We start from the raw sequence: 21,979 nt of genomic DNA, 5'->3' as shown, positions 1-21,979 counted from the left end.
TTTCACATTTTGATTATTCTGAAAATTAAACAAAAGGAGTATCTTTTCTCTAAGGATTCTATGCCTACATAGTACAAAAGAACTACCTTGTCCTTTATTCTTTGTAATACAGAATAAAGCGACACGATAGTTCTTTGATAGATTTCTTATTTAATCTAGCGGAACTAATTGATTTCGGACTGCATAAATCACTGCTTGCGATCGACTTTTCACATTTAGCTTTTTAAAAATTTTATTGATGTGAATTTTAACTGTTTTATCACTAATATATAAAACTTCAGCAATTTCTTTATTACTAAGTCCTTTTACTAGTTCAAAGAGAATTTCCTTTTCACGTTCCGTCAGTTCATTTTCATTTGATTCTACTTTCATTTTTTGCTGATGATATGTAATTAATTTTTTAGTCATACGCGGATGAATGACTGAATCGCCTCGATATAACATTCGAATTGCTGCTACTACCTGATCTGATGATGAATCCTTCAATAAATAACCATCAGCACCGGCCTGGAGTGCATCCATTAAATACTCGTCATGTTCATACATTGTAAACACAAGTACACGGCAACTCGGATATTTTTTTTTCACTAACTCTGTAGCTTCAATCCCATTTTTCTCTGGAAGATTAATATCCATCAAAATACAATCTGGTCGGCATTCTTCTACTTTTCCCAATACTCCATCCCCAGAGCTAGCTTCTCCAACCACTTTCATATCAGATTCATCCTCTAGTATGCTCCGAATTGCATCCCGTAAAAAAGCATGATCATCTACTACTAATATTTTAATCATTTTACGCACCCCTTGTTTGTGAATCTGGAATTAACAGTGTAATTTCTGTCCCTTTTCCTACAGAACTATCAATCTGTAAAGTAGCCCCTAATTGGTCAGCTTGTTCATTCATATGTAATATACCATAATGTGGCTCATTCTTCGTTTTAACCATAGACTCAAATAGTGAAAAGCCAACTCCGTTATCCTTAACCCTTAAAAGCACGTGTTCACTTTGATAGCTGAGTAAAACATCAGCCTTTTTTGCCTGTGCATGTTTTACAATGTTTTGCAAACTCTCTTGTAATGTATCAAATATAACTCTTTCTTTTGAAAAACTAAGCGCACGTGCATGACCTCTTTCATGATATGTAATGTCTAGTTCATATTCTTGTCTTAAAGATTTTATTTTACTTGCTATCGCCTGCTTAAGTCCCAATTGTTGTGTCGGATATGGTTTTAAAGCATAAATAGAATAGCGAACTTCTCCTAGGCTTCCTCTTAAATCTTTTATGCTTTTCTCTACTACTTGCTGCATATCTTTTGGTTTATCACGGTATTTTTTCTGCGCGGATTCTAGTTGGAATATCACCCCGGCTAATGTTTGCGCAATACCATCGTGAATTTCTCGAGCAATCCTATTTCTTTCTTCTAAAATCATTCTTTTTTCCTGTTCAGAAATTAATATCCTTGTTTTAACTACGTTAGCTAATTGGTTAGAAAATGTAGCTAACGACTGTACATCTTCTGGAAAGAAGCCCGCATTTCTACTTTTCCCTGCAACAAACATTCCGACTAGTTCATCATTAACAATAAGAGGAAAATATACAAGTGAGCGTATGACACTTTCAAATATTTCATCTCCAGGAGCCGTACCAATTTTCCAATCATTAAATACAAGATTTTTAGAAAGTCCCTCAAACGCATCGTAATTTTCTAAATGATCAGAAATATCAGGGCGAACTTTCCCATCTTTTAATAGAATATTCCAGTTTCCATCATCTTTTGTCCATATTACATATGCTTGTATGCCAAAAAAACCTTTAAGTGCTTGTTTAATATGCTTCAAGTTTCCTCCAGTTAATCCTCGACTAATTTCGGTCGTAATAAGAAATAACTCATATAATCGTTCTTTCTCCATCCTTATCCGTACAGAAAAAGAACTAATAACGGAAGTTGCTACAAGTGGAAAAAAGAAAAACAGCACTGTAACTTCGTTTACTTCCACACTATATGTACTAATTAGTACATGCATCAGTGCCGCATAAGAGAAACCAAAAGTTTCGCAAAGAAATACCGTAATAGTTTTTTTATACCATTGATAAATTGAATATGGCTGCGGAAGAAGTATCATTAACAAATCGTAAAAGCGATTGTTGAAAAAACAAAAAAACATGCAAAATAATAACAAAGATATTAAATTCTCATACAGAACTGACATACCTATCTTATTAATTATTAAGGACATACATTTGTCTGAAAACCATTTGGCAAAGATCAAACTAAGTGCATGTTGAGTACTATTAAATAACATTCTTTGTATCGGTGAACGACGATGCAGGTGAATAATTAGCGTCACAAGTACAATAGCAACAATAGTTATATGGATTCCAAACTGCCAACTCATAGCGTAAATTATCGGAAAGGTAAGCGAACTAGTTCCTCTCCAAAATCTTACAGGAAAATACTCTGCAATCCCCATAAAAAGTAACAACAATATTAGTATTGTTAGATGAGAAGGGATTTTAATTTCAAGTAAAGATATAGTTATAGTAACCAAACCAAGAAAAGAAATAAAATAAAGATAAAAACTAGCAATCTTTTCTCTCATAAAGATAGAATTTACATCTTTCAAAACAACCCCTTCTTTCCTTATAAAAACTTCATTTTCTCTATTATCCAACAAAAAACCGGCACTGGCAAAATGGAAGAACATCCACTAGCCAATCACCGGCTGTGTACTACACCTAAAAAGGCAAGACACAATACTAGTATATATCAGTTTGTGAAGTTTACCCATTAGTCAAATGGTGTAATTGTACATACTTTTAGACTTAGGTCTACTAGTACAAAAGATGTATACGCAATTTAAATTTTGATTCACTAAAAAAATTCTAAGAAAAATAGGAAGGCAATCGTAGTAAATACTTATCTATATTAATTTCATCTAAATCTTTAGGTTATGTATGTGTCAAATACTCCCCATCTAATATTTACAAATAACCCATGAGATAATCTCCTTATATACTATATATGAAGTTTATCACTTAATATTTATTGAAGAAAAGGCGATGCATACAATAATCAAATCTAATTAACATATTATTTAATTATCGGTAGCGAGATTAAAGAGACTCCCTATTCTCAGGAAGGAACCTCCAATTCATATTATTACCCCTATTTCTATGTTTCTTATTTGATTCTAATTAACTAACTGATTAGGGTTATTGCAAATCAAAATAATAAAACCACATCTCCAATTATTAGATAACTATCTAATACATTGGAGGTGCGGTTCACTTAGGTCATTGATGTTTCAGCTATTCTCTTTATTTGAAAATTACATCTACCATATTAATTTAATATTATATTCCTCTAGCCAACTATTAACTTGAAGTAAATAATCTATTATACCTCGTGCATCATTACCTGAAATTACTTCGTCTTTTCCTTCTGCAATAGCACGAACTCTTTCTACATTAATTAATGGCAAAATAGGTGATTCAGGATTGTTCAACACATGTAACATCCAATCACTAATACCTTGTAGATAAGAGGCATCCTTAGTGCTTGGATATGCACTTTTTTTGCGATAACGTACATCCTCTGGAAGTACATTTTCAAAAGCTCTACGTAAAATACCTTTTTCAATATTGTCTATGCTTTTCATTTCGAATGGGACATTCCATAGGTATTCTACAAGCCGGTAATCGCAAAATGGAACTCGTACTTCAAAGCCATTCATCATACTTGTGCGATCTTTTCGTTCTAGCATAAATGGCAAGAAACGTGTAATAAACATGTAAGACATTTGACGTTGCTTCATTTGCAGATCACTTTCACCTTCTAAAAAGGGAACCTCAGCAACTGCATCTTCAAATTTTTGTTTTTGATATTTTTCAGGGCTAATCTTCGCTTTAAAATCCTCTGATAAAATTTCTGTACTATACCATAAATTAACACTCCAAGGGAATATCTCTGCATCTAGAAACTTCTCTTGATGGAACCATGGATATCCTGAGAATACTTCATCTGCGGATTCGCCTGAAAGTGCAACTGTTGCGTCTTTTTTCATTTCCTTAAATAGCAAATAAAGAGACGTTTCCAGTTCTCCAACTCCAGGTAGATCACGCGCTCGCATTGGAGTTAATAAATACTCTATTAAACTATCTGATCCTAACTCTATAGAATGATGCTTTGTTCCTACATATTCAGCCACACGTTTCACCCAAGGTTCATCACGATCAAAACGAAGGAAGTCTTGCTCAAAGTCTTTTTCATCATTGATGAAATTCAGGGAATATGTATGAAGGCGTTCCCCTTTATTCCCAAATTCATTTCCTGCTAAACCTGTTAAACCACTGGAATCTAAACCTCCGGAAAGCATAGATACCACTGGTTTATCAGCAATTAACTGCCGTTTAACCGTATCTTGTAAAATGGAGCGGATTGTCTCGACTGTTGTATCAATATCATCTACATGTTTTTTACTTTCAAGTTTCCAATACTGTGTCGTAGTCGAGCCATTAGAGGTAAACGTCATATAATGGCCAGCACGCACTTCATGTATATCCTTGAAAATAGCATGACCAGGAGTACGTGTTGGTCCAAGGCAGAATATTTCAGAAAGTCCTTCTTTATCTACCTCTGCATCTACAAATGGATGCGAAAGTAAAACTTTTAACTCTGAACCAAAAAGAATTGCGCTTCCCCTTTGAGCAAAAAATAAAGGCTTCACACCTAGATGATCACGACCAAGCATCAATTTCCCAAATCTTTCATCCCAAATACCAAAAGCAAAAATCCCATTTAGATGTTGAACACAATCTTCTTGCCATTCTAAGTAAGCATGTAGTAATACCTCTGTATCCGACTTGGTCTGAAATTTATGACCTTTCTCCTCAAGTTCTTTACGTAATTCTTGATAGTTATAAATTTCTCCATTGAACGTAAGGCCAATCATATCATTTCCATCTTTATAGAGCATAGGTTGAAGGCCACCTTCAGGATCAATGACGATGAGACGTCGATGACCTAATGCCGCTCGTTTTGAAAACCAATGCCCCTCTGCGTCAGGTCCTCGGTGAATGATAGCATCTGTCATTTTTTTTAACGTTTCTTGTTCATTAGACAGGTCTTTAGACCAGTCTATCCACCCTACAATTCCACACATAGTGTCTACCTTCTCTCAAATAGTATAGAAACCGACTAAAATTGAATATCAGTCGGTTTTCCGTAAAAAAATCCGACTAAAAACATCTTTTAGTCATGTTTATATAATAAAATGAATTGAATAAAAAATCAAATAATTCAATCAAGAAAGAAATCATCGTCCGATTAAAAAATTATTACCTTAAACTTTCATTTTTATCTTAAGTGATACAGTTGCATTCTATTATAGTTATATACTAGAAATAAGAATGGTGTATGTTATTCTATAAGAAGCAAATAGAGGACTTTCTATTAGGAGTTACAAAATTACAAATGAACTAATACAGAATGTAAAGATAGAAAACTTCGCTAAATATTTCAAGGATAGGGTGTAGACAATGATCAAATTAGAAAAAGAAAATAAAAAAATGAAAATCATTCAATCTGCCACAATACTGTTCTCTACGCGTGGTGTCCGTAACACAACGGTTGATGAAATTGCAAAGACAGCTAAAGTTGGTAAAGGTACTATTTATTATTACTATACAGATAAAACTGAAATATTATGTGACTGCTATATGCGTCATATTCAGCTCAAACGCTCACAATTATTTAATTTATATAAAGAAGAAAAAGATGTTTTACTTCGAATACAAAAAATTCTTCATTATATCAGCCTAGAATATCATCAAGATCCGTTTGTTTCTACACTCTTTCAAGAATATAAAGAGTACCATTCACCTGAAATTACAACTTGTTTTAAACAATCTGAAGAAGAAGCAATTAACATGATAAGTAATTTGCTCGAAAAAGGTTATCAGCAAGGAGCTTTGCATAAGGTACCATTACCGCTTACAGCTTTTATGTTAGTACGAATGATTTTTAACTACGAACAGGATTATATAAAAAATGATAAAAGTGATACAGAATTTCTGCAGTTGCTAAAACATATGCTTCTTAAAAACTAGTTTTAACAACAAAAAAATAATTGTGGTACAAATATATGAAGAAGAACGTGAATAATGAATGGTTTAATAAACTCTTTTCATTCTGGCCAAACATACGAAATATCCAACGCTTATGTAGAAATGAATGAAAAAATCATATAAATTTTTCTAAAATTAGAAAGCCTATACTTAAATCTACAATAAAATAGTTCAGTAAAAAGAGCGTGTTTTCATCTATCTAAACACGCTCTTACAAATATTTAAACCCTATATGAATTGCTTATTCCATTCTGATTTTCTTTTAACTAATATATCTCTTTATATACGATTATCATGCCAAAAGTTTATTGGAAAATGATTGTTCTCATCATAAGCTTCAAATTCGTACCCTTTTTCTTTTAACCCTTTTATAATTGCTGGAACTGCCGCGACAGATTGTGGATGAATATCGTGCATTAAAACAATTTCCTTTGAAGACGTCGCACCTGCTAAGACATTTTGAACAATCTTTGCAGCTGCTACATCAACGGGTAATTTATTGTATTTCCAATCTAAAGAATCAATTGTCCAATCCCATACTTTCAAATTATTTCCTACCACTTCATTTCGAAGTGATTCATTTAAGCCAGGCATTGATCCATATGGTGGACGTGTTAATTTCGGTGTGTATCCAATAACATTTCTAATTAAAGATTGATCTTCTTTCATTTCCTTCACATATTCCTGATTGGTGTATAGCTTTTTAAAATCATGTGTCATACTATGCATGCCCACATAATTGTTTTCTACATGCTCTCGTTTCACTAAATCTAGGAACCTTTTCACATTATCGCCAATTAAAAAGAATGTTGCTTTCACATCATTTTTCTTTAGTACATCTAATAGATTAGCTGTATATTTTCCAGGTCCATCATCAAAAGTTAAATATGCAACTTTTCTTTCTTTACCATCAAAACGATTAGGTATCAATTTTTTTAATTCATTTTTAGGTAGACTGCTCACTTGCTGAACACTATTTGCCTCTTCCGCATTTACCAGCTTAGGATTCGTAATAGATTGAAACACGTAATACCCTATTGCTACTAAAGTAATAGCCAACAATACACTTATAATTCTCTTTTTCTTAAGCTTAATTTTCATATTATAATCTTCTTTCTATCTTAATAATAATCTGTATAGGTGAAAATTAGTGCCCTGCACTAGCGTTCATGGCATTTCCTATAATAGTCAGAACTACTGGAAATAATACTGGTCCTAAGGTAAGGACAATGTTTAAAATTATAATAAAACTATATAGTAAGCTATAATTTTTACTATTACGGTTTTCAAATACTAGGATGACTAATGTTATTATAGTAATTAAATGTAGTAATAAAATTATCAACCAATAATACATCATTATAGTAAGATTCCACTTTCCTAATAGTTGGTATGTTACCCCTATTATTATCCCTAATATAGTAGCATTAAAGGAAATAAACAAAGTTCTTTTTAGTATTTTAGGAAATGTTTTGTGATCCACAGTTTTATTATATAAACCGATTAAAATGCCCAAAGATAGATATGCCAGTAATAGCCCTACCCAATTCCAGATCCAATCTTGATCCCCCATTAAATTAAACAAAAGCGCAATGATCCCTCCTACTGCAAGAATCGAAGAGATCATAATACTATTTAAAGCTGATTTCATACTATTTTCACTTCCTTAAAAATTTTACAATACAGCATTGAAGTCTACTCTTAAGTTGTCCTTTACTTATTAGATTCCTTTTCATTAAAAATCTTGTATGGAAATCCCATCATATAATCCGGTCATCATACCTAATAGCATATACGGAGAATGGGTAGGCCCAGCAAAAATTACATGTACATGATCACATACCATAATTTTTAAACTGAATGAAACTCCACCAAATCCTATTCCACATGGTAGATATACAAATAGAGGATGCCATTCACCAACTTTTATTTGTATATCAATTATTCAGACGAGTATCAGCTACTGCATAACCTTAAAATAAATGCTTTGATTTTTCATCGTCAATCAAATAGCACATTTGATTCTTATTAACTTGTATTCTTCCTTCTTCTACTGCTTTACTATAGCCCGCTGTATATTTAAAAATAGTAACCCCTTTGTTTCTAATTAAATCTTTTTCCCATTTTTTCGCAGCTGCTGCCATATGTACATATGATGTTTTAAAATTAATAATAATTTATTATAATTAAGTATATATTAACAATATATTAAGTATAAGTAAATAAAATTAATAATAATTTAATTTTATTTACTTATTTAAAGGGGATTACATATATGAACGATATTAATGTTGGTCACAAAATTAGGGCATTTAGAAAAGGGGCCGGATTAACCAGTAAACGTTTAGCAGAGTTAGCTGATATAACACCTTCCATGTTAAGTCAGATTGAAAAAGGAATCACAAATCCTTCATTACAAACACTAAAATTAATTTCTGTAGCACTAAATATTCCATTGTTTAACTTTTTCTTAGAGGATACCAATACAGAAGAATTAGTTGTAAGAGCTAACCAAAGGAAAAAAATAACTTTTCCTGAAAGCGGCAATGTTTCATATGAGTTATTATCTCCTAATTTAGATGGAGCACTAGAATTGGCTTTAATGAATCTGTTCCCTGAAACTGCTTCATCTATGGAGCCTGTGGCACATAAAGGGGAAGAAATAGCATTTATTATGGAGGGACAAGTAAAACTATATCTAAATGATGAGGTTTTACTTCTCAATACAGGTGATAGTGTTAAAATCCCACCTTATACAAAGCATAAATGGGAAAACACTTCTTTAAACAAAGTCACTGTTATATTTGGGGTAACTCCACCATCTTTTTAATTTCAAATACTAGCGAAGAAAAGTTAGAGAAAATAATTCTCTAACTTTTCTTGTATACTTAATTTTATTTTAAGAAATTAAAAAACTTGTCTCCCAATTATATGAGATTAAAATCTAAACGATTAAAACTAATGAAATAGATCTTTTTAATTACATACTTAATTTATTTTTTAATGTCCAATATTTTTCTCCATTAGCTTCAAAAGAGAATTCTACCCATCCATTTGGATCTTCACGATAAATAAAGATGGTTGTTCCAGGGGTTACTGTACCAACTTTATTCTCCTCGACAGCTACATCTGGTCTACTTTTAATTTTTAAATTAAATGGATAAGGTACCTGGTAGTAAGCAGCTGATGATACAACATTTGAGCTTGAACCGTCTGCATACATTTTATATGGAATTTCATTCGATAACGCGTCGACATCTAATGTTTCAGGATTCTTTGGTAATTTTTTTGCATATGTATAGTCTTCTACATGAAACGGTTTAATACGTTCCATAATACCCGCAATTTTCTTAGCCCAGCCTTTATCTGATGCATATTTCACATTCATGCCAGTTAATGTTGGGCCGTTATAATACATACCACTTTCTTCTAAATATCTTTCTCGTACATAATTAGCGTTATAAGCAATGCTATCCCCGTAGCTTGGTAAATATTTTGCATATTTAAACGGATCTCCATCATATGCACGTAGACCGAATAGATTATGTTTTTGATATGCGATTTCTGATTTTCCGTATCCAGATTCTAAAATCGCATGCGCTGCTAAATAATGAGCACTCACGCCATATTGATTTTGCGCATTGATAAAATCTTGCCCATGTCCAACTAAAGGACTATCCGAGTGATATTTCGCAATAAAACTATCAATCTCTTGAGCTGTAATTTTCGAAGCCACTGTTAAATTTAAATCTTCATATGAGGTAGCAGTAATAACCTCTTTTTCATCGTTTAAATTTTGTTGTAACATATCTGTTTTTGCAGTAAGTTGAGCAGCTTCAGCACGTGTTATAAATCTATTTGGTTGCCAACCGTTCTCGGTACCATTAGAGATTTTTAAATCTATTAAAATATTGGCATATTTTTCTCCCCAATGCCCTTTTAAATCTTCAAATCTAACCTGATCATTATGATTTGGTGTGCTTTGTAGTTTATATGCATTTACTAGCATCGTAGCCATAGCAGCGCGAGTTACTTTTCCGGATGGATTGAAGATTCCATTACCTTCACCTTTAACAATCCCAGCTTTTTCAGCAGCAGCAATATAAGGAGTAGCCCAGTGGTTTTGTGAATCTGTAAAAGATGGTTTTGCATTAGGATCAATTTGTATACCTAAAACTTTTGTCATAATTTTTGTAGCCGAAGCTCTGTCTAATGAGTCATTTGAACCAAAAGTTCCATCTGGATAACCATTTAATACCTGTTTATCAACTAAATAATTAACGGATTTATCAGCCCATGTAGGAACATCAGGGAATTTATGAGTATCTGCTAAAATATTAGAAGAATAGGATAATATAGCTCCTGCAAGGATACCTGTTGCAATTAATTTGTGCTTCATTAAAATAAACACCTCTACCATTGTATTTATCAAATTGAGATTTTCTATTTTTATATTTACATGTTTGTCATAATAATGAAATCGTATTAACACGCATCCAATTTGATGTAACGAGTATAGTTACTTATATACACAAGTGTCAATGAATTTATTTTACAAAAATGAATAATTTTTACATTATTTTGTAATTGAATTATGTATAAATTTTGTAAAGGACCTTTTGATAGATTTTACCTGAATAAATCTCTTTAGTTGTTAATTTGCCAATCTTTCTTGTTTACTATTAATTAATTAAAAAAAGAATTTTTTTGTTTAAGAGCTACTTTAAAATCTTAAGTTGATGGATGTGTGAATGTACCGCTACTAAAATTCTTGCTTTTAAATCATTATTACTGTATTATATTTACGTATCAATATAAGGATTATATTATATAAAAAGGAATCAAATCTATAAGTAAGATTTAAATCCTTTTCGAAATCAAAAAGACTTTGTCAAAATCTAATATAATTTATGCTTGTCTTTTTAATATGTATCTAGTAAAAACATATTTTTTATCCATAGAATTCTGTTTTCAATGCTAGGAATTAGTGTTCTAAACAAGAAACCGTACAAAGTGATCTGAAAAACCTGAGAGATATTGTATGTAGTTTGCTCATCTCCAGGTACTACAATAAAAGAGCCTTACCTTTCTAGGCAAGACTCTACTAGTTTAGTTGTATACTATTTACATGATAACTAAGAAACAGAAAACATATAACACCAAATAACAGCACCCTATTACTCCTCCTACAGCTAATACCTGTTTAACCCAACTCTTAAATTTTTGATTACTGTAAATCGCTTGCACTCTTTCCATATTTCCTCCTATTAAGCAGAACCCTTAAAGACTCTCACCTCGCTATAGTACCATTAAAAAATGAATAATAGAGATCTAATGTATAAATATGCAATATTGCATACGAAAATGTATTGTTATAATTGTAAGCGCTTACTATAATAAGGTTATAAAGATTTATTACATCTTAATACGAAAAAGAGGAGAGAATAATATGGAAATCGCAATGGCAGTTTTAAAATTTATAGGTGGAGCAATCCCATTAATTCAAGAACTACTAAAAGCATTTATGTAAATTCACTATTTAGCAATTATTTATAAAAATTATTATACAAATGATCTATATATATAAAATGAATTGGTTTACAGATCATTTGCGTGATCAAGGTCCCTTTAACATGACTAAGGGGCCTTTTTAAAATTTTTAAATAATTAAGGTTACGTCACATCACGATCAAGTTAGCAAAATAAAATGAAACTTTAACTTGATGGTGATGGGGTAACAGTTGTGATTTAGAGATAAGATCAGATTATACAAAGTTTTGCACGTCAGCGATACTGAAAATAAACTTCGCCTTTAGTAGCAAGAATCCCCAATAAAGATAGTCAACTTGCCTATTTAGGAATAAGAGTGTCAATTTAAATGATGCATTCTGAAACACTACTCTTCTTCTAAAATAGCGTAATAATATTCATCCCACCATTCATTCCCATGTGGTATACACTTCCTGAAATAGCCTTCTCTTCTCATTCCAATCTTCTCCATTACTCGATATGATGGGGTATTTTGTGGTTGACATGTAGCTATAATCCTATGTAATTTCATTTCCTTAAAGCCATATTCCAATGTAGCTTGTGCTGCTTCAGAAGCATATCCTTTATTGAAATATTTAGGATTGAACACCCAACCAATCTCATATGTATGCTCACCAAAATATTTATGAAAAACTATATGACCAATCAGAATATCTTTATCAATTAATACTACAGGAAAGTTCTTAGCGTTTTCACCAATGTTTTCATTCACAAAGTTTCTTGTATTTTCTTCAGTAAAAACCCCTTCAGGTATGTATTTCATAACATTGATATCTGATGTATACTCATGAACAGCTTGCCAATCTTTGAACTCAAATTTCCGTATTAATAATCTTTCTGTTTTTATAAACATTTACTTTTCCCCCTCAAAAAATTGCAACTATATTTGAAATCCACATTTAACCCTTAAAACAAAAAGAACTTGTAGGACTCTCTACAAGTTCTTTTTAGTTTAAGGTGAATATACGAGCCAAACAAACTATCTTACAGATTGACCGTAGAAACTTTAGGGGTAATGCTTTGACAAATATATTATATAACAAATATTAACATCCACAGGATTTATTTTTGAAAATTATGTGAATTAAGAAAGGAAGTAGTTTTTTCTTAGCTATTATTATTATTAACTGACGGTATCATTATATTTCATTCTGCAACTTATTTAGAAGCGCTATGTACATTTCGAAGAAGTTCTTCAATAAGTTTTGTTTTTTCATTTACCTTTGTGGCATATTTGAAATCACCATAACAATATGGATACCTAAAATTATTTTTATTTCCACCACAAGTATACATCGCTGGATTTTGATCAACTTTCATCTTAGAAAACTTTTTGGCTGAATCCTCCGAGTGTTGTTTAACTTCTTGACTAGCAACAAAATCAATATAACCTGGCCCCATATTATAGCTTTGAATAATTGTATCCATGCTAACATCCTTGTCCGTTCCATATTTGTACATTTTAGCAAAGTGTTTTACCCCTTGTTCAATGCTCAAGCTTGTCTCTTGAATTTCATTTGGCTTTAATCCAAGTGATTCGGATGACTGCATAGGATCGTTTCCCTCACCTCTACTCTCTTGGTACATAATTCCTAATAAAACTGCTGTTTTCTCTCCTAAATTATATTTTTCTAATTCTTTCTTCAAGGTAGATTCATATTGCAATACACGTTTTTCGGTGGCTAGCGCTTTATTTTGTTGAATATTGGTTTTATGATTAAAATATAGCATTCCAAGTATTGTTCCTAAGCCTAAAATACTAATAAGGAACACTTTTATAATTTGTTTTTTACTTGTATCCTTCATATATTCCTCCTCGTATAAGAAATGCAATTTTTCAAAGGTAATTGGTTATATATAAACTATGTAATGAACATCTATCTCCCACCCTTTTAGACTCATACATCAATACTTTAAGGTTTCAAGTTTAATATAAAAATTTAAAGATAAGGTAAAGATAAGATAAAGATAAAATAAAGAGTATTTTTTAGCGTACTTTAAAAGATATTGCTACAAAGGGATATATGGGACAACTTGTTGATATGAATGGATTTAGTGATAATTGAAAGGTTATTGTACAAGTTATTAATTATGGAGACATCATTCCAGAAGATTTAATCCATCTTTTCAATATGCTTTATATAAAAACCACAACATAACATATAATAAAAAACGGCGAACCCTCCACCTAGGAGAATCCACCATCACAAATAACTGATTATTTCACACCTAGTTTTTTTGCTTTCTTAGGGATCCCGTCTTCCAGCACTTCCTCCCAAGCTGTTACACCTTTTTATCTAAATGATATACACGTAGGAATGCTTCTTTACGAAGATTCTTTTGTGCGATAAATTCTAACTCTTTTTCTTTACCTTCCTTATCAAAACCCGATAATGTATATTCATACTCCTTTCCCATCACTTTACCATCCATAGATTTTGAAACTCCTCCTTTTCCATCCATATTAATTTGAACGTAATATTCATCTTTACCCATACGGTTGATATCACACCCAACTAAAACACTTGCAAATACAACTTCCTTATTTTTTACGTACCTGTATATTTTTATCTTGTTACTCACTTTTATTTTTCTTTCTTAACTAACTTATTTAAGATAATCTCATATAAATTACTTAACGAATTAATGCTATTTGCGACATAAAAAAAGAGAGGCGTCTGCCCCCTCTTAGAAGTGAAATTCAACTTGCTGTTCTTTTGTAATTGTCTCATCCCCCTCAGGATTAACTGTGTCGCTAAAGAGTAACTTAGCTGATATAATCTCCTCAAGCTTACTCTTAATGAATAGACCTCCGCTACCTTCTTTCTTCACCTTCCCATAGAATTTGTTAGCATTCTCATCTTTCTCCTAACTAAGATCTTTTACTTTTACTAATTTCATATGAGAAATTCCCTCCAAATGTACACACTAAGAATGAGATTTGATAGAAGATACTTGTCTACATTTTGACTTTTCCTATTAAAACTGGAATATTTGGTCAAATGTATTAAACACGCAAATAACTTGATATCGTATCTCATGATTTTAATAATGATTCTGTTTTTCATTGTAGTAAGGTTGTTTATCTCATATTGAATTACCTTTCATTTTTCTTACAAGTTCGCAATATTTTTGAAAATACAGTCTATAAAGCCGAGAATTATTATTTTTTGAGAGATAGCATTGAGGAGTTTTTCATATGCACTGTACTATACGGTACTAGATTCCCGTACAGATTTCATTTACAATTCATTGTATTTTCTTTACCATTTACCAAGTTAAAATGGAACAAATTTATTACTTAGAGTGTCTATTATGTGTATCCCTAAAAATATGAAAGGACTTATTATTCCCCAAAGTAAAGTGATGTAAAAAAGTGTGTATTGAGATACTTCATTTAAATGTTACGAGTTTAATACTTTCACAGGTAAACTATAAAAAAAGAAACACCCTAAACAGCAACTGTTCATTCATATAAACGCTTTGGTTCTGCTTAGCCTGTTAAAATTCAACTTCAGAAGTATCGGTATCCAACACCCGCTTTAATTAACATCTGTATTTAAAATACCAAAACAAAATCCATATATCGTTGAAAGAGGTTGAAAATTCATGTACGTTTTAAACAAGTTCTTTACCTACAAAAAGATTGTACCTGTCGTATTACTTTCATGTGTAACACTAATAGGGTGTTCTAATAGTAATACTCCATCTGGACCACCTAAGCAAACAAAACAAATAAAGCAAATTAAACAAGAAAATACAGGTCATGATTCTTTTGCTAAGCTTGAAAAAGAATATAATGCTAAGCTTGGTATTTATGCTCTGGATACAGGTACAAATCAAACTATTGCTTATCATTCAAATGATCGTTTTGCATTTGCCTCTACATCTAAATCATTAGCAGCGGGAGCTCTTTTACGTCAGAACTCAATAGAAGCTCTTGATGAAGGGATTACGTATACGCGTGAAGACCTTTCTAATTATAATCCAATTACAGAAAAGCATGTGTATACAGGAATGACGTTAAAAGAACTTGCAGATGCTTCTGTTCGATATAGTGACAGTACGGCACATAATTTAATTCTTAAAAAGTTAGGTGGTCCATCCGCATTTGAAAAAATCTTGAGAGAAACGGGAGATACGGTTACTAAATCTGAACGATTTGAACCTGAATTAAATGAAGTACATCCTGGAGAAACGCGCGATACCAGTACACCAGAAGCGATCGCTAAGACACTTCAATCATTTACATTAGGATCTGCACTTCCAACAGAGAAACGTGAATTATTAGTAGATTGGATGAAGAGAAATACGACTGGAGATAAGTTGATTCGTGCGGGCGTACCAAAAGGATGGGAAGTAGCTGATAAAACAGGCGCAGGATCTTATGGAACAAGGAATGATATTGCAATTATTTGGCCACCAAATAAAAAGCCAATTGTTCTTGCCATCCTTTCTAATCATGATAAAGAAGATGCAGAATATGATGATAAGCTTATTGCAGACACAACTAAAGTCGTATTAGATACTTTAAAAGTTACGAATAAAAACTAATAAATTAATAGTTTTCCGTGGTTAGGGGACATATTCTCTAATAAGAGTAACCATACATGAACGTCAAATGATGCTAAAAAAAGAAAAAACACGCAGTTCCATTTGGAATTGCGTGTTTTTATTTTGCTAATTTATTTTGGATAACCGCTTGTGTCATCCAGTGCTGATTGGTTTGCACATGGTCTTTTCGAACAAATGCCCCTATGGATTTTGAAAAATCATTATAGTGAAACGCATCCGTTAATCTAAGTACATACCCCTCCTGAATCCCTCCAAAGAGTGAAGTACCGTTGTAGCACAAACGAATTACCTTTTCATTATAGGGGCCACGATATAACACTGGAACGTGTGCAAGGCCTAACTTTTTACACCATGCAACTGCTGCATCCCACGATAAACATTCATTTTTCTCATTCTATATTGAAAAGACATAAAAATAGGACGTCAGTGCTGTGTAGTGAATGCCATGACAAGCATACACATTTTCACCATCTAACTTTTCTAGTACGACCACTTCTTGAGTTTCAAATCCGTCCATATTTTGTAGAATACGGTCATCACTTGTTACCCCTATCGACCAAGGAACATGCAATGTTCGTGGATATTTTACAAGCATTTTTTCACCTCTCTACTTCGCAAATGCATCTGCATCTCGGAAAAAATATACATACCTCTTTATGATAGTCTTCTATAAGTTTATTGATACAAAATAAGCAAGCGATGGATTCAGCAACGGGATGTTCTTCATGACAAATTGAAAACCACACCCATGCGTCTCCTCCTGTTTCACCATTACAGTTTGCTGTAAGTCCCGCTTTACTTGTTCGTTCATGGTTTCTTATAGTTCGAATAAGACGATGTACAATCCGCTCTGGTTTTATGTAATCTATTAGCTTGAATCGTTACTTAAATATAAAGGGTGTCTCGGTAACACATCCTTTTTTCCTAAGGCAGTGTAAATGGTAACCTCTGAATAACTCATGAATATCTTTATACCGATTGTGATATTTATAATTTTCTCCCCAAGCAGCAATCAACATATTTTCCATTAATTTTTTTCTTTTCAATATTTCATCTAACTTCGTACGATTAATTACTTCCTGTAGTAGCCTTTCTACTGTATCTATTTTTATCTCATTTGGTTTTCTCAATATTCTTTACTTCTATTTTTTGATTGTTATAACTGGCACTTTCTTGGTATCAGAAATTTCACTGTAACCATAATAAAGTAGAAAAAACAATAAAATAATTGTCCAAATAAATATAAACACTTTATAACTATACTTCATATGAAAAACCTCATTTTCCCTATATAAGTGAATGTACATACACCTTATAAATCCTATTACATAAATTATTGGATATTGCAGTAGTAGAGAATCATTAAGTATTAGAAATTGTTATTCATAAACACATCCAAGAAATCTTCAAAAAATATCATCTAGACATTTTAACATTTCATAAAAATGCACAGATAATATTTTTACGTTTAGCTAAGTAATGCTTATTATGTAATAAATCCTTATCTCTATTTCACCTTAATGTTTATATGTACAAGAGTCAGTGTAGCAACTAGGCTGTACTTTAAATATGTACTCAATTGTGTGTGGGAAAGGAAGCACATTTTATTTAAAGTTGTTACTTTGAACCCTTTAATTAGTTGGTAGTCTTCTTCATTCAGACAGAAAGGAAATTTAAAGTGTGCACGTATTTTCAACTCAGACTCTTTACTACACACACTCCTATACACATAAAACATCTATACCTTTCGTAACATTAAGGAAACAAAAGGAAATGATATAGAAATAATTATAACATTTCGCAACAAACTTGTAACACAAATGTAACACAATACATTTAATCGTACAATACTTTTTTAGCTAATTATCAACAAAGCATTGTTAATATCGTTCAAATTTAATAATGTTCCCATAAAGTAATACATATTGTTTGTGAAGTGTTTTTTCAAAATATAACGAAACCTACCATGACGGAGGAATGGTAATTCAATTTAAGAATAAATGGATTGATACCTTTCTAGCTTTTGTATCCCAATCATAGTATAGAGAGGATTATGGTTATCCAATAAATATATGTGAACATATACAAGCTAAGCCTTCTAAATAATTACTGTAACTAAAAAAACAAGTAATTATACTTGTTTTTTTAGTTTACTTTCCAATATCGCAACAGTTTTATGTGCTCTCTTTTCCTGTCTACATTATTGGATGCATATCTTACTAAAGATAGCTTCTTTTTTTATGATTCTATTGAAGTAATTAATTGCTGACGTTCTTTATCTCTATAAATTTTCATTTCATGTTTAAACTCGTAATTTCCTACTTCAAATCTAGCCCATTCCTTACTTGTCCAATATACTACATCTACATTTTCTCTTAAGATTGCAAAACACACATCCACTAATTCATCTTCGTAAAATAGAGCTTCTTTTGCTAATTCAAAAGCAAGCACTTTTGGATCCTTAGTTTTAATTTGAAGTTCCCTAGAGGTTTGCCCTAAATACTGCCATGGCGATGGTATTGATTGAACTTGGGCATCTCCCCTATCTTGAAACTGTGATGGAGAATAATTTGTTGAAGCAAATGTAGGTTTACTTACTCCTATTGCTGTTCCTAAAACAACAGAACCAATAATAAGTTTTTTAATCATTTTTTCAGCCCCTTTAATAATTTTGGATATGCTTCATTTTTATACCACGTTCACAGTCATGTAAATGAAGATAATTTGACAGAATTCTGCGTTTTCCTCGAAAAATGTATATTAATTACACACCTTAAATTTACTAAAAGAAAAATTGTTGGTTAAGGTAAATTTTTTTGTCGTAAGTATACACTTTTTGTATAAAAATTAGTTTTTTAAATATTTGCATACTTATTGATAAAGCTTCCTGTCATACCTTATTCGAAGCCAATTTACCTCTACCTACTCACTTCGCATTCCTTGAAGAAGGAATCTTCTTGACTAAAACGTATAAAAAAGTTGGGGATTTCCCCAACTTTTTTATACGTTTATTGTCTTATTAATCCTGTAGATGTAACCCCATATGTTCTTTTCTTTCCGATATATTCCTGTTTTCCATTCTCAAGGTTAGTTAAAGTCGCGCGTGTTTTTTCCTTTGCTGCTTCCCCTCCTATATGAGTAAATTCTATATAATCTCCCTCTTTTACAGGTACTGTTTGCGTTTCAGCATTTTGTTGTCTATTTCCCATAATTTCCTTATTGTACATAACGCTACCAGATGAGTTCTGGACTTTAATACTTGCATATGTGCTATTGAAATAAGAATGCGGTACACCGGTTTCTAATATTCGCTTTAAAACTTAGATATATTTAATATTTTTTCACTACTATTATTAATCAAATTATAGTATTTTGTATTAAAATCTTATGATTTAGGACTAAATAACTTAATTGATCACACTATTTGACTCATAATTATTTACCAGAAAAACGTTATGTAAACTTTCTATTTGTCAATTAGACAAAATAGTTTATTTGCTGGTACCTTATCATTAGCTAGAAAGACCCTACTAAAAAACGTAGACTCCTTTAGGTATCTAAACATTACATATATTTCAAACGTAGATTCCTCTATCGTTAACACCTGCCCAATTCCAGCGTTGTTTACAAGGATATCAAATGTAGTATCACCTATATATTTTTGAAGAGATTGATCCATCATTGAATACAATTTATTAATGCCATTAAAAGTACTTAAGTCTGCACGAATCGCAAATGCGGAACCGCCATCTTTTTTAATTTTATCCACTACACTTTCTGCTTCTTCTTTTCTTTTACTAAAGTGAACAACGACTAACGCACCAGCCTGTGCCAAATGTAAGGCAATACTTCGACCTATCCCTCTACTAGCCCCTGTTACTAATGCAATTTTCCCCTTCAATTTATTCATCTCATCATCCCCTTGTTTAAAAAAATCTACTTAGTTATATCACAAGATACGCTTTGAAATGTTGCTCACTAATTTGATATCCATAAAACCAAAAGGCCCACTCATAATTATAAGAGTCGACCTTTTCACTTCACATATTCATTAGCTTTACATACAGCATCCCTAACTGTTATGTACTTTGTACTAAGTATAATAAAGACTCTAAATGGTATTATAGGTAAAGCCAACTTAAACTAAAGTTAATTCATATACATTTTGCTTAGAGTCTCTGCCTTTAAACAGTTCGTTTAGGATTCTATGCATATATTCAATAAAATTTCAGCAATGCCTGTATTTTTCATCTTTCATATTTTTCTTTGTTAGCTATGAGTATACTTAAAAAACTAAAAACTATTTGATAATCTTTTAGAATCTAACTTTCTTTTAATACTATTTGCTATTTCTTCAATATTTTCATTTAGAAAGAAATGATTACCTTCAAAAGAATGAAAAGTACACGTTTTACTTGTGTATCGTTCCCATTTTATTACTTGATCATATGTAGTAAATTCATCATTTTCCCCATTAAATATAAGAAAATCAATATCACATGGTTGTGTATTTTTGTCATGAATATACGTCTCAACGATTTTAAAATCTGCTCTTAGAATAGGGAGAAAAATCTCCATTAATTCTTCTGATTGCAGTACCCCAGATGGTGTACCTCCCATTGCAATAACTTCTCTTTTAAATTGCTCATTAGAAAGATTATGTCTGATATTTTTTATTTTACTATTTGGATGATTTCTACCGGACAAAACAAGAAATTCAGGCGATACGTTTTTAGAATCTTTTATTTTTCTGGCTACTTCATAGGCGATCAAACTTCCCATGCTATGCCCGAATAGAATGTAGGGCGAATCATCTATCTGCATAACTATTTTATTGTAGACATCATTTACTGCCTCTTCCATACTTTGGTACAAGTTTTCTTCAATTCTATATCCTCTACCAGCTAACTCTATCGGAACTACCTCAATATATGGATTAAAGTAATTTTTCCATTTTGCGTAACTAAAAGCAGATCCTCCAGCATGTGGAAAGCAAAAAAGTTTAGTCTTCTGCATTGATTTTCTCCTTACTTTCAAATTTGTATATTTTTTGGAAAATTGCATAAATGTCTTTAATTATTATCTCTTGCGGAAATTCATCCCTTGTTGCACAAGCAGATAACTTATAATTTGGATCAATGTTATACTGTTTAAAGTAAAAATTCTTAGGTATATTCTTGTATAAAATTAAAGCTCGTGATTCTTTTTTTATAGAGAATGAATTTAATTGGGTATAAAGCCCTTTTCCAATCGTTTTTATATAGCTTTCTTTTAATGTCCATAAATCATAAAAATAGTTAATTTGTTCATCAGAATTCATATTAGATATATCATAAAATTCATCCGCTGAAAAAAATTCTTTTGCTAATTTAAGCGCCTCTATCTCTGAAACCTTTTCTATATCAATACCCACATTAAAATTAGCAGTAGTACAAACCACCCATTCTCCTGAATGTGACAGATTAAAATGAAAGTCAGAAAAATTTTCAACAAAAGGTTTTCCATACTCATTATATTTAAATCTAATTTCTTCATTATTAATTTTATACTTTTGGCAGATTAGAGATCGGATTAGTAAATCCCCTATCAGTGTCCTATTAACGTCGCATGAGTTTAATAAACGCTTCATTCGTTCTTTCTTCTCATTTGAAACCAAGTTACTAAGTTGCTTAAACAAATGACTTTCAATATTCTTTGGTATTTTCACAGCTTGAATGTGTATGATA

17 protein-coding genes and 5 pseudogenes are annotated in these 21,979 nt (G+C 31.7%); 5 read left to right on the top strand and 17 right to left on the bottom strand.

What is annotated here, in order from left to right; all coding sequences use genetic code 11:
• Positions 1-150 precede the first annotated feature (150 nt).
• The 3 genes from N2V80_RS12025 to asnB form a co-directional block, all read right to left on the bottom strand.
• Positions 151-792 (bottom strand): response regulator, encoded by a 642-nt coding sequence (locus tag N2V80_RS12025; RefSeq protein ID WP_000590674.1) that lies wholly within the window; start codon positions 790-792, stop codon positions 151-153.
• Between the two features lies 1 nt (position 793).
• Positions 794-2,626, bottom strand: coding sequence for a GAF domain-containing sensor histidine kinase (locus tag N2V80_RS12020; RefSeq protein ID WP_033667522.1), 1,833 nt, complete (start codon positions 2,624-2,626; stop codon positions 794-796).
• A gap of 711 nt (positions 2,627-3,337) precedes the next feature.
• Positions 3,338-5,164 carry an asparagine synthase (glutamine-hydrolyzing) gene (gene asnB / locus N2V80_RS12015; protein WP_061139282.1) on the bottom strand — a complete coding sequence of 609 codons (1,827 nt, stop codon included), beginning with the start codon at positions 5,162-5,164 and terminating at the stop codon, positions 3,338-3,340.
• Between the two features lie 376 nt (positions 5,165-5,540).
• On the opposite strand from asnB, the gene N2V80_RS12010 reads away from it, so the two are divergent.
• Positions 5,541-6,110 (top strand): TetR/AcrR family transcriptional regulator, encoded by a 570-nt coding sequence (locus N2V80_RS12010; RefSeq protein WP_000593070.1) that lies wholly within the window; start codon positions 5,541-5,543, stop codon positions 6,108-6,110.
• Between the two features lie 297 nt (positions 6,111-6,407).
• Here N2V80_RS12010 and N2V80_RS12005 read toward each other — a convergent pair whose 3' ends face one another.
• From N2V80_RS12005 to N2V80_RS11995, 3 genes are all read right to left on the bottom strand, one after another.
• Positions 6,408-7,229, bottom strand: a complete 822-nt coding sequence (locus N2V80_RS12005) for a peptidoglycan-N-acetylglucosamine deacetylase (RefSeq protein WP_061655760.1) — start codon at positions 7,227-7,229, stop codon at positions 6,408-6,410.
• A gap of 46 nt (positions 7,230-7,275) precedes the next feature.
• On the bottom strand, positions 7,276-7,779 hold the full coding sequence (locus tag N2V80_RS12000; RefSeq protein ID WP_000833545.1) for a DUF3902 family protein: 504 nt from the start codon (positions 7,777-7,779) through the stop codon (positions 7,276-7,278).
• Positions 7,780-8,101: 322 nt separating this feature from the next.
• Complete coding sequence (locus N2V80_RS11995; protein ID WP_002063312.1) at positions 8,102-8,272, bottom strand: hypothetical protein; 171 nt, start codon at positions 8,270-8,272, stop codon at positions 8,102-8,104.
• A 131-nt stretch (positions 8,273-8,403) separates the two neighbouring features.
• On the opposite strand from N2V80_RS11995, the gene N2V80_RS11990 reads away from it, so the two are divergent.
• Positions 8,404-8,958 (top strand): helix-turn-helix domain-containing protein, encoded by a 555-nt coding sequence (locus N2V80_RS11990; RefSeq protein WP_000997924.1) that lies wholly within the window; start codon positions 8,404-8,406, stop codon positions 8,956-8,958.
• 150 nt (positions 8,959-9,108) lie between these two features.
• Here N2V80_RS11990 and N2V80_RS11985 read toward each other — a convergent pair whose 3' ends face one another.
• Positions 9,109-10,527, bottom strand: a complete 1,419-nt coding sequence (locus N2V80_RS11985; protein WP_016090209.1) for an S-layer homology domain-containing protein — start codon at positions 10,525-10,527, stop codon at positions 9,109-9,111.
• A gap of 945 nt (positions 10,528-11,472) precedes the next feature.
• Between N2V80_RS11985 and N2V80_RS11980 the strand changes: the two genes are divergently transcribed.
• Positions 11,473-11,658, top strand: coding sequence for a hypothetical protein (locus N2V80_RS11980; RefSeq protein WP_001987408.1), 186 nt, complete (start codon positions 11,473-11,475; stop codon positions 11,656-11,658).
• A gap of 366 nt (positions 11,659-12,024) precedes the next feature.
• On the opposite strand, the gene N2V80_RS11975 is transcribed toward N2V80_RS11980, so the two are convergent.
• From N2V80_RS11975 to N2V80_RS11960, 3 genes and pseudogenes are all read right to left on the bottom strand, one after another.
• Positions 12,025-12,531, bottom strand: a complete 507-nt coding sequence (locus N2V80_RS11975; RefSeq protein ID WP_000470144.1) for a GNAT family N-acetyltransferase — start codon at positions 12,529-12,531, stop codon at positions 12,025-12,027.
• Positions 12,532-12,836: 305 nt separating this feature from the next.
• On the bottom strand, positions 12,837-13,484 hold the full coding sequence (locus N2V80_RS11970; protein WP_061654591.1) for a lysozyme family protein: 648 nt from the start codon (positions 13,482-13,484) through the stop codon (positions 12,837-12,839).
• Between the two features lie 412 nt (positions 13,485-13,896).
• Positions 13,897-14,249: pseudogene (locus tag N2V80_RS11960) on the bottom strand (YxeA family protein).
• Positions 14,250-15,287: 1,038 nt separating this feature from the next.
• Between N2V80_RS11960 and blaIII the strand changes: the two are divergent.
• Positions 15,288-16,232: a class A beta-lactamase BlaIII gene (gene blaIII, locus N2V80_RS11955; protein WP_000289423.1), complete on the top strand. Its 945-nt coding sequence runs from the start codon at positions 15,288-15,290 to the stop codon at positions 16,230-16,232.
• A 118-nt stretch (positions 16,233-16,350) separates the two neighbouring features.
• Here the strand turns inward: blaIII and N2V80_RS11950 are convergent.
• Together N2V80_RS11950 and N2V80_RS11945 are read right to left on the bottom strand one after the other, a co-directional pair.
• Positions 16,351-16,770, bottom strand: a pseudogene (locus tag N2V80_RS11950) (RNA ligase family protein).
• Between the two features lie 150 nt (positions 16,771-16,920).
• Positions 16,921-17,064: a hypothetical protein gene (locus N2V80_RS11945; protein ID WP_257152412.1), complete on the bottom strand. Its 144-nt coding sequence runs from the start codon at positions 17,062-17,064 to the stop codon at positions 16,921-16,923.
• A 1,142-nt stretch (positions 17,065-18,206) separates the two neighbouring features.
• Between N2V80_RS11945 and N2V80_RS30530 the strand changes: the two are divergent.
• Positions 18,207-18,293, top strand: a pseudogene (locus N2V80_RS30530) (DUF2278 domain-containing protein); the annotation flags it as partial.
• A 198-nt stretch (positions 18,294-18,491) separates the two neighbouring features.
• Here the strand turns inward: N2V80_RS30530 and N2V80_RS11940 are convergent.
• The 5 genes and pseudogenes from N2V80_RS11940 to N2V80_RS11920 form a co-directional block, all read right to left on the bottom strand.
• Positions 18,492-18,902: a hypothetical protein gene (locus N2V80_RS11940; RefSeq protein WP_061655511.1), complete on the bottom strand. Its 411-nt coding sequence runs from the start codon at positions 18,900-18,902 to the stop codon at positions 18,492-18,494.
• A 359-nt stretch (positions 18,903-19,261) separates the two neighbouring features.
• A pseudogene (locus N2V80_RS11935) lies at positions 19,262-19,570 on the bottom strand (putative mucin/carbohydrate-binding domain-containing protein); the annotation flags it as partial.
• 251 nt (positions 19,571-19,821) lie between these two features.
• Positions 19,822-20,163, bottom strand: a pseudogene (locus N2V80_RS11930) (SDR family NAD(P)-dependent oxidoreductase); the annotation flags it as partial.
• A gap of 383 nt (positions 20,164-20,546) precedes the next feature.
• Positions 20,547-21,269: a thioesterase II family protein gene (locus N2V80_RS11925; protein ID WP_001172949.1), complete on the bottom strand. Its 723-nt coding sequence runs from the start codon at positions 21,267-21,269 to the stop codon at positions 20,547-20,549.
• Entirely contained in the window at positions 21,256-21,960 is a 705-nt protein-coding gene (locus N2V80_RS11920; RefSeq protein WP_000701220.1) for a 4'-phosphopantetheinyl transferase family protein, read from the bottom strand. Before N2V80_RS11920 ends, N2V80_RS11925 begins: the two co-directional genes overlap by 14 nt.
• Between the last annotated feature and the right edge of the window lie 19 nt (positions 21,961-21,979).

This window comes from Bacillus sp. FSL W8-0640, from assembly GCF_038007725.1.
GTDB lineage: Bacteria > Bacillota > Bacilli > Bacillales > Bacillaceae_G > Bacillus_A > Bacillus_A cereus.
This window is presented reverse-complemented; position numbering and strand designations above follow the sequence as displayed.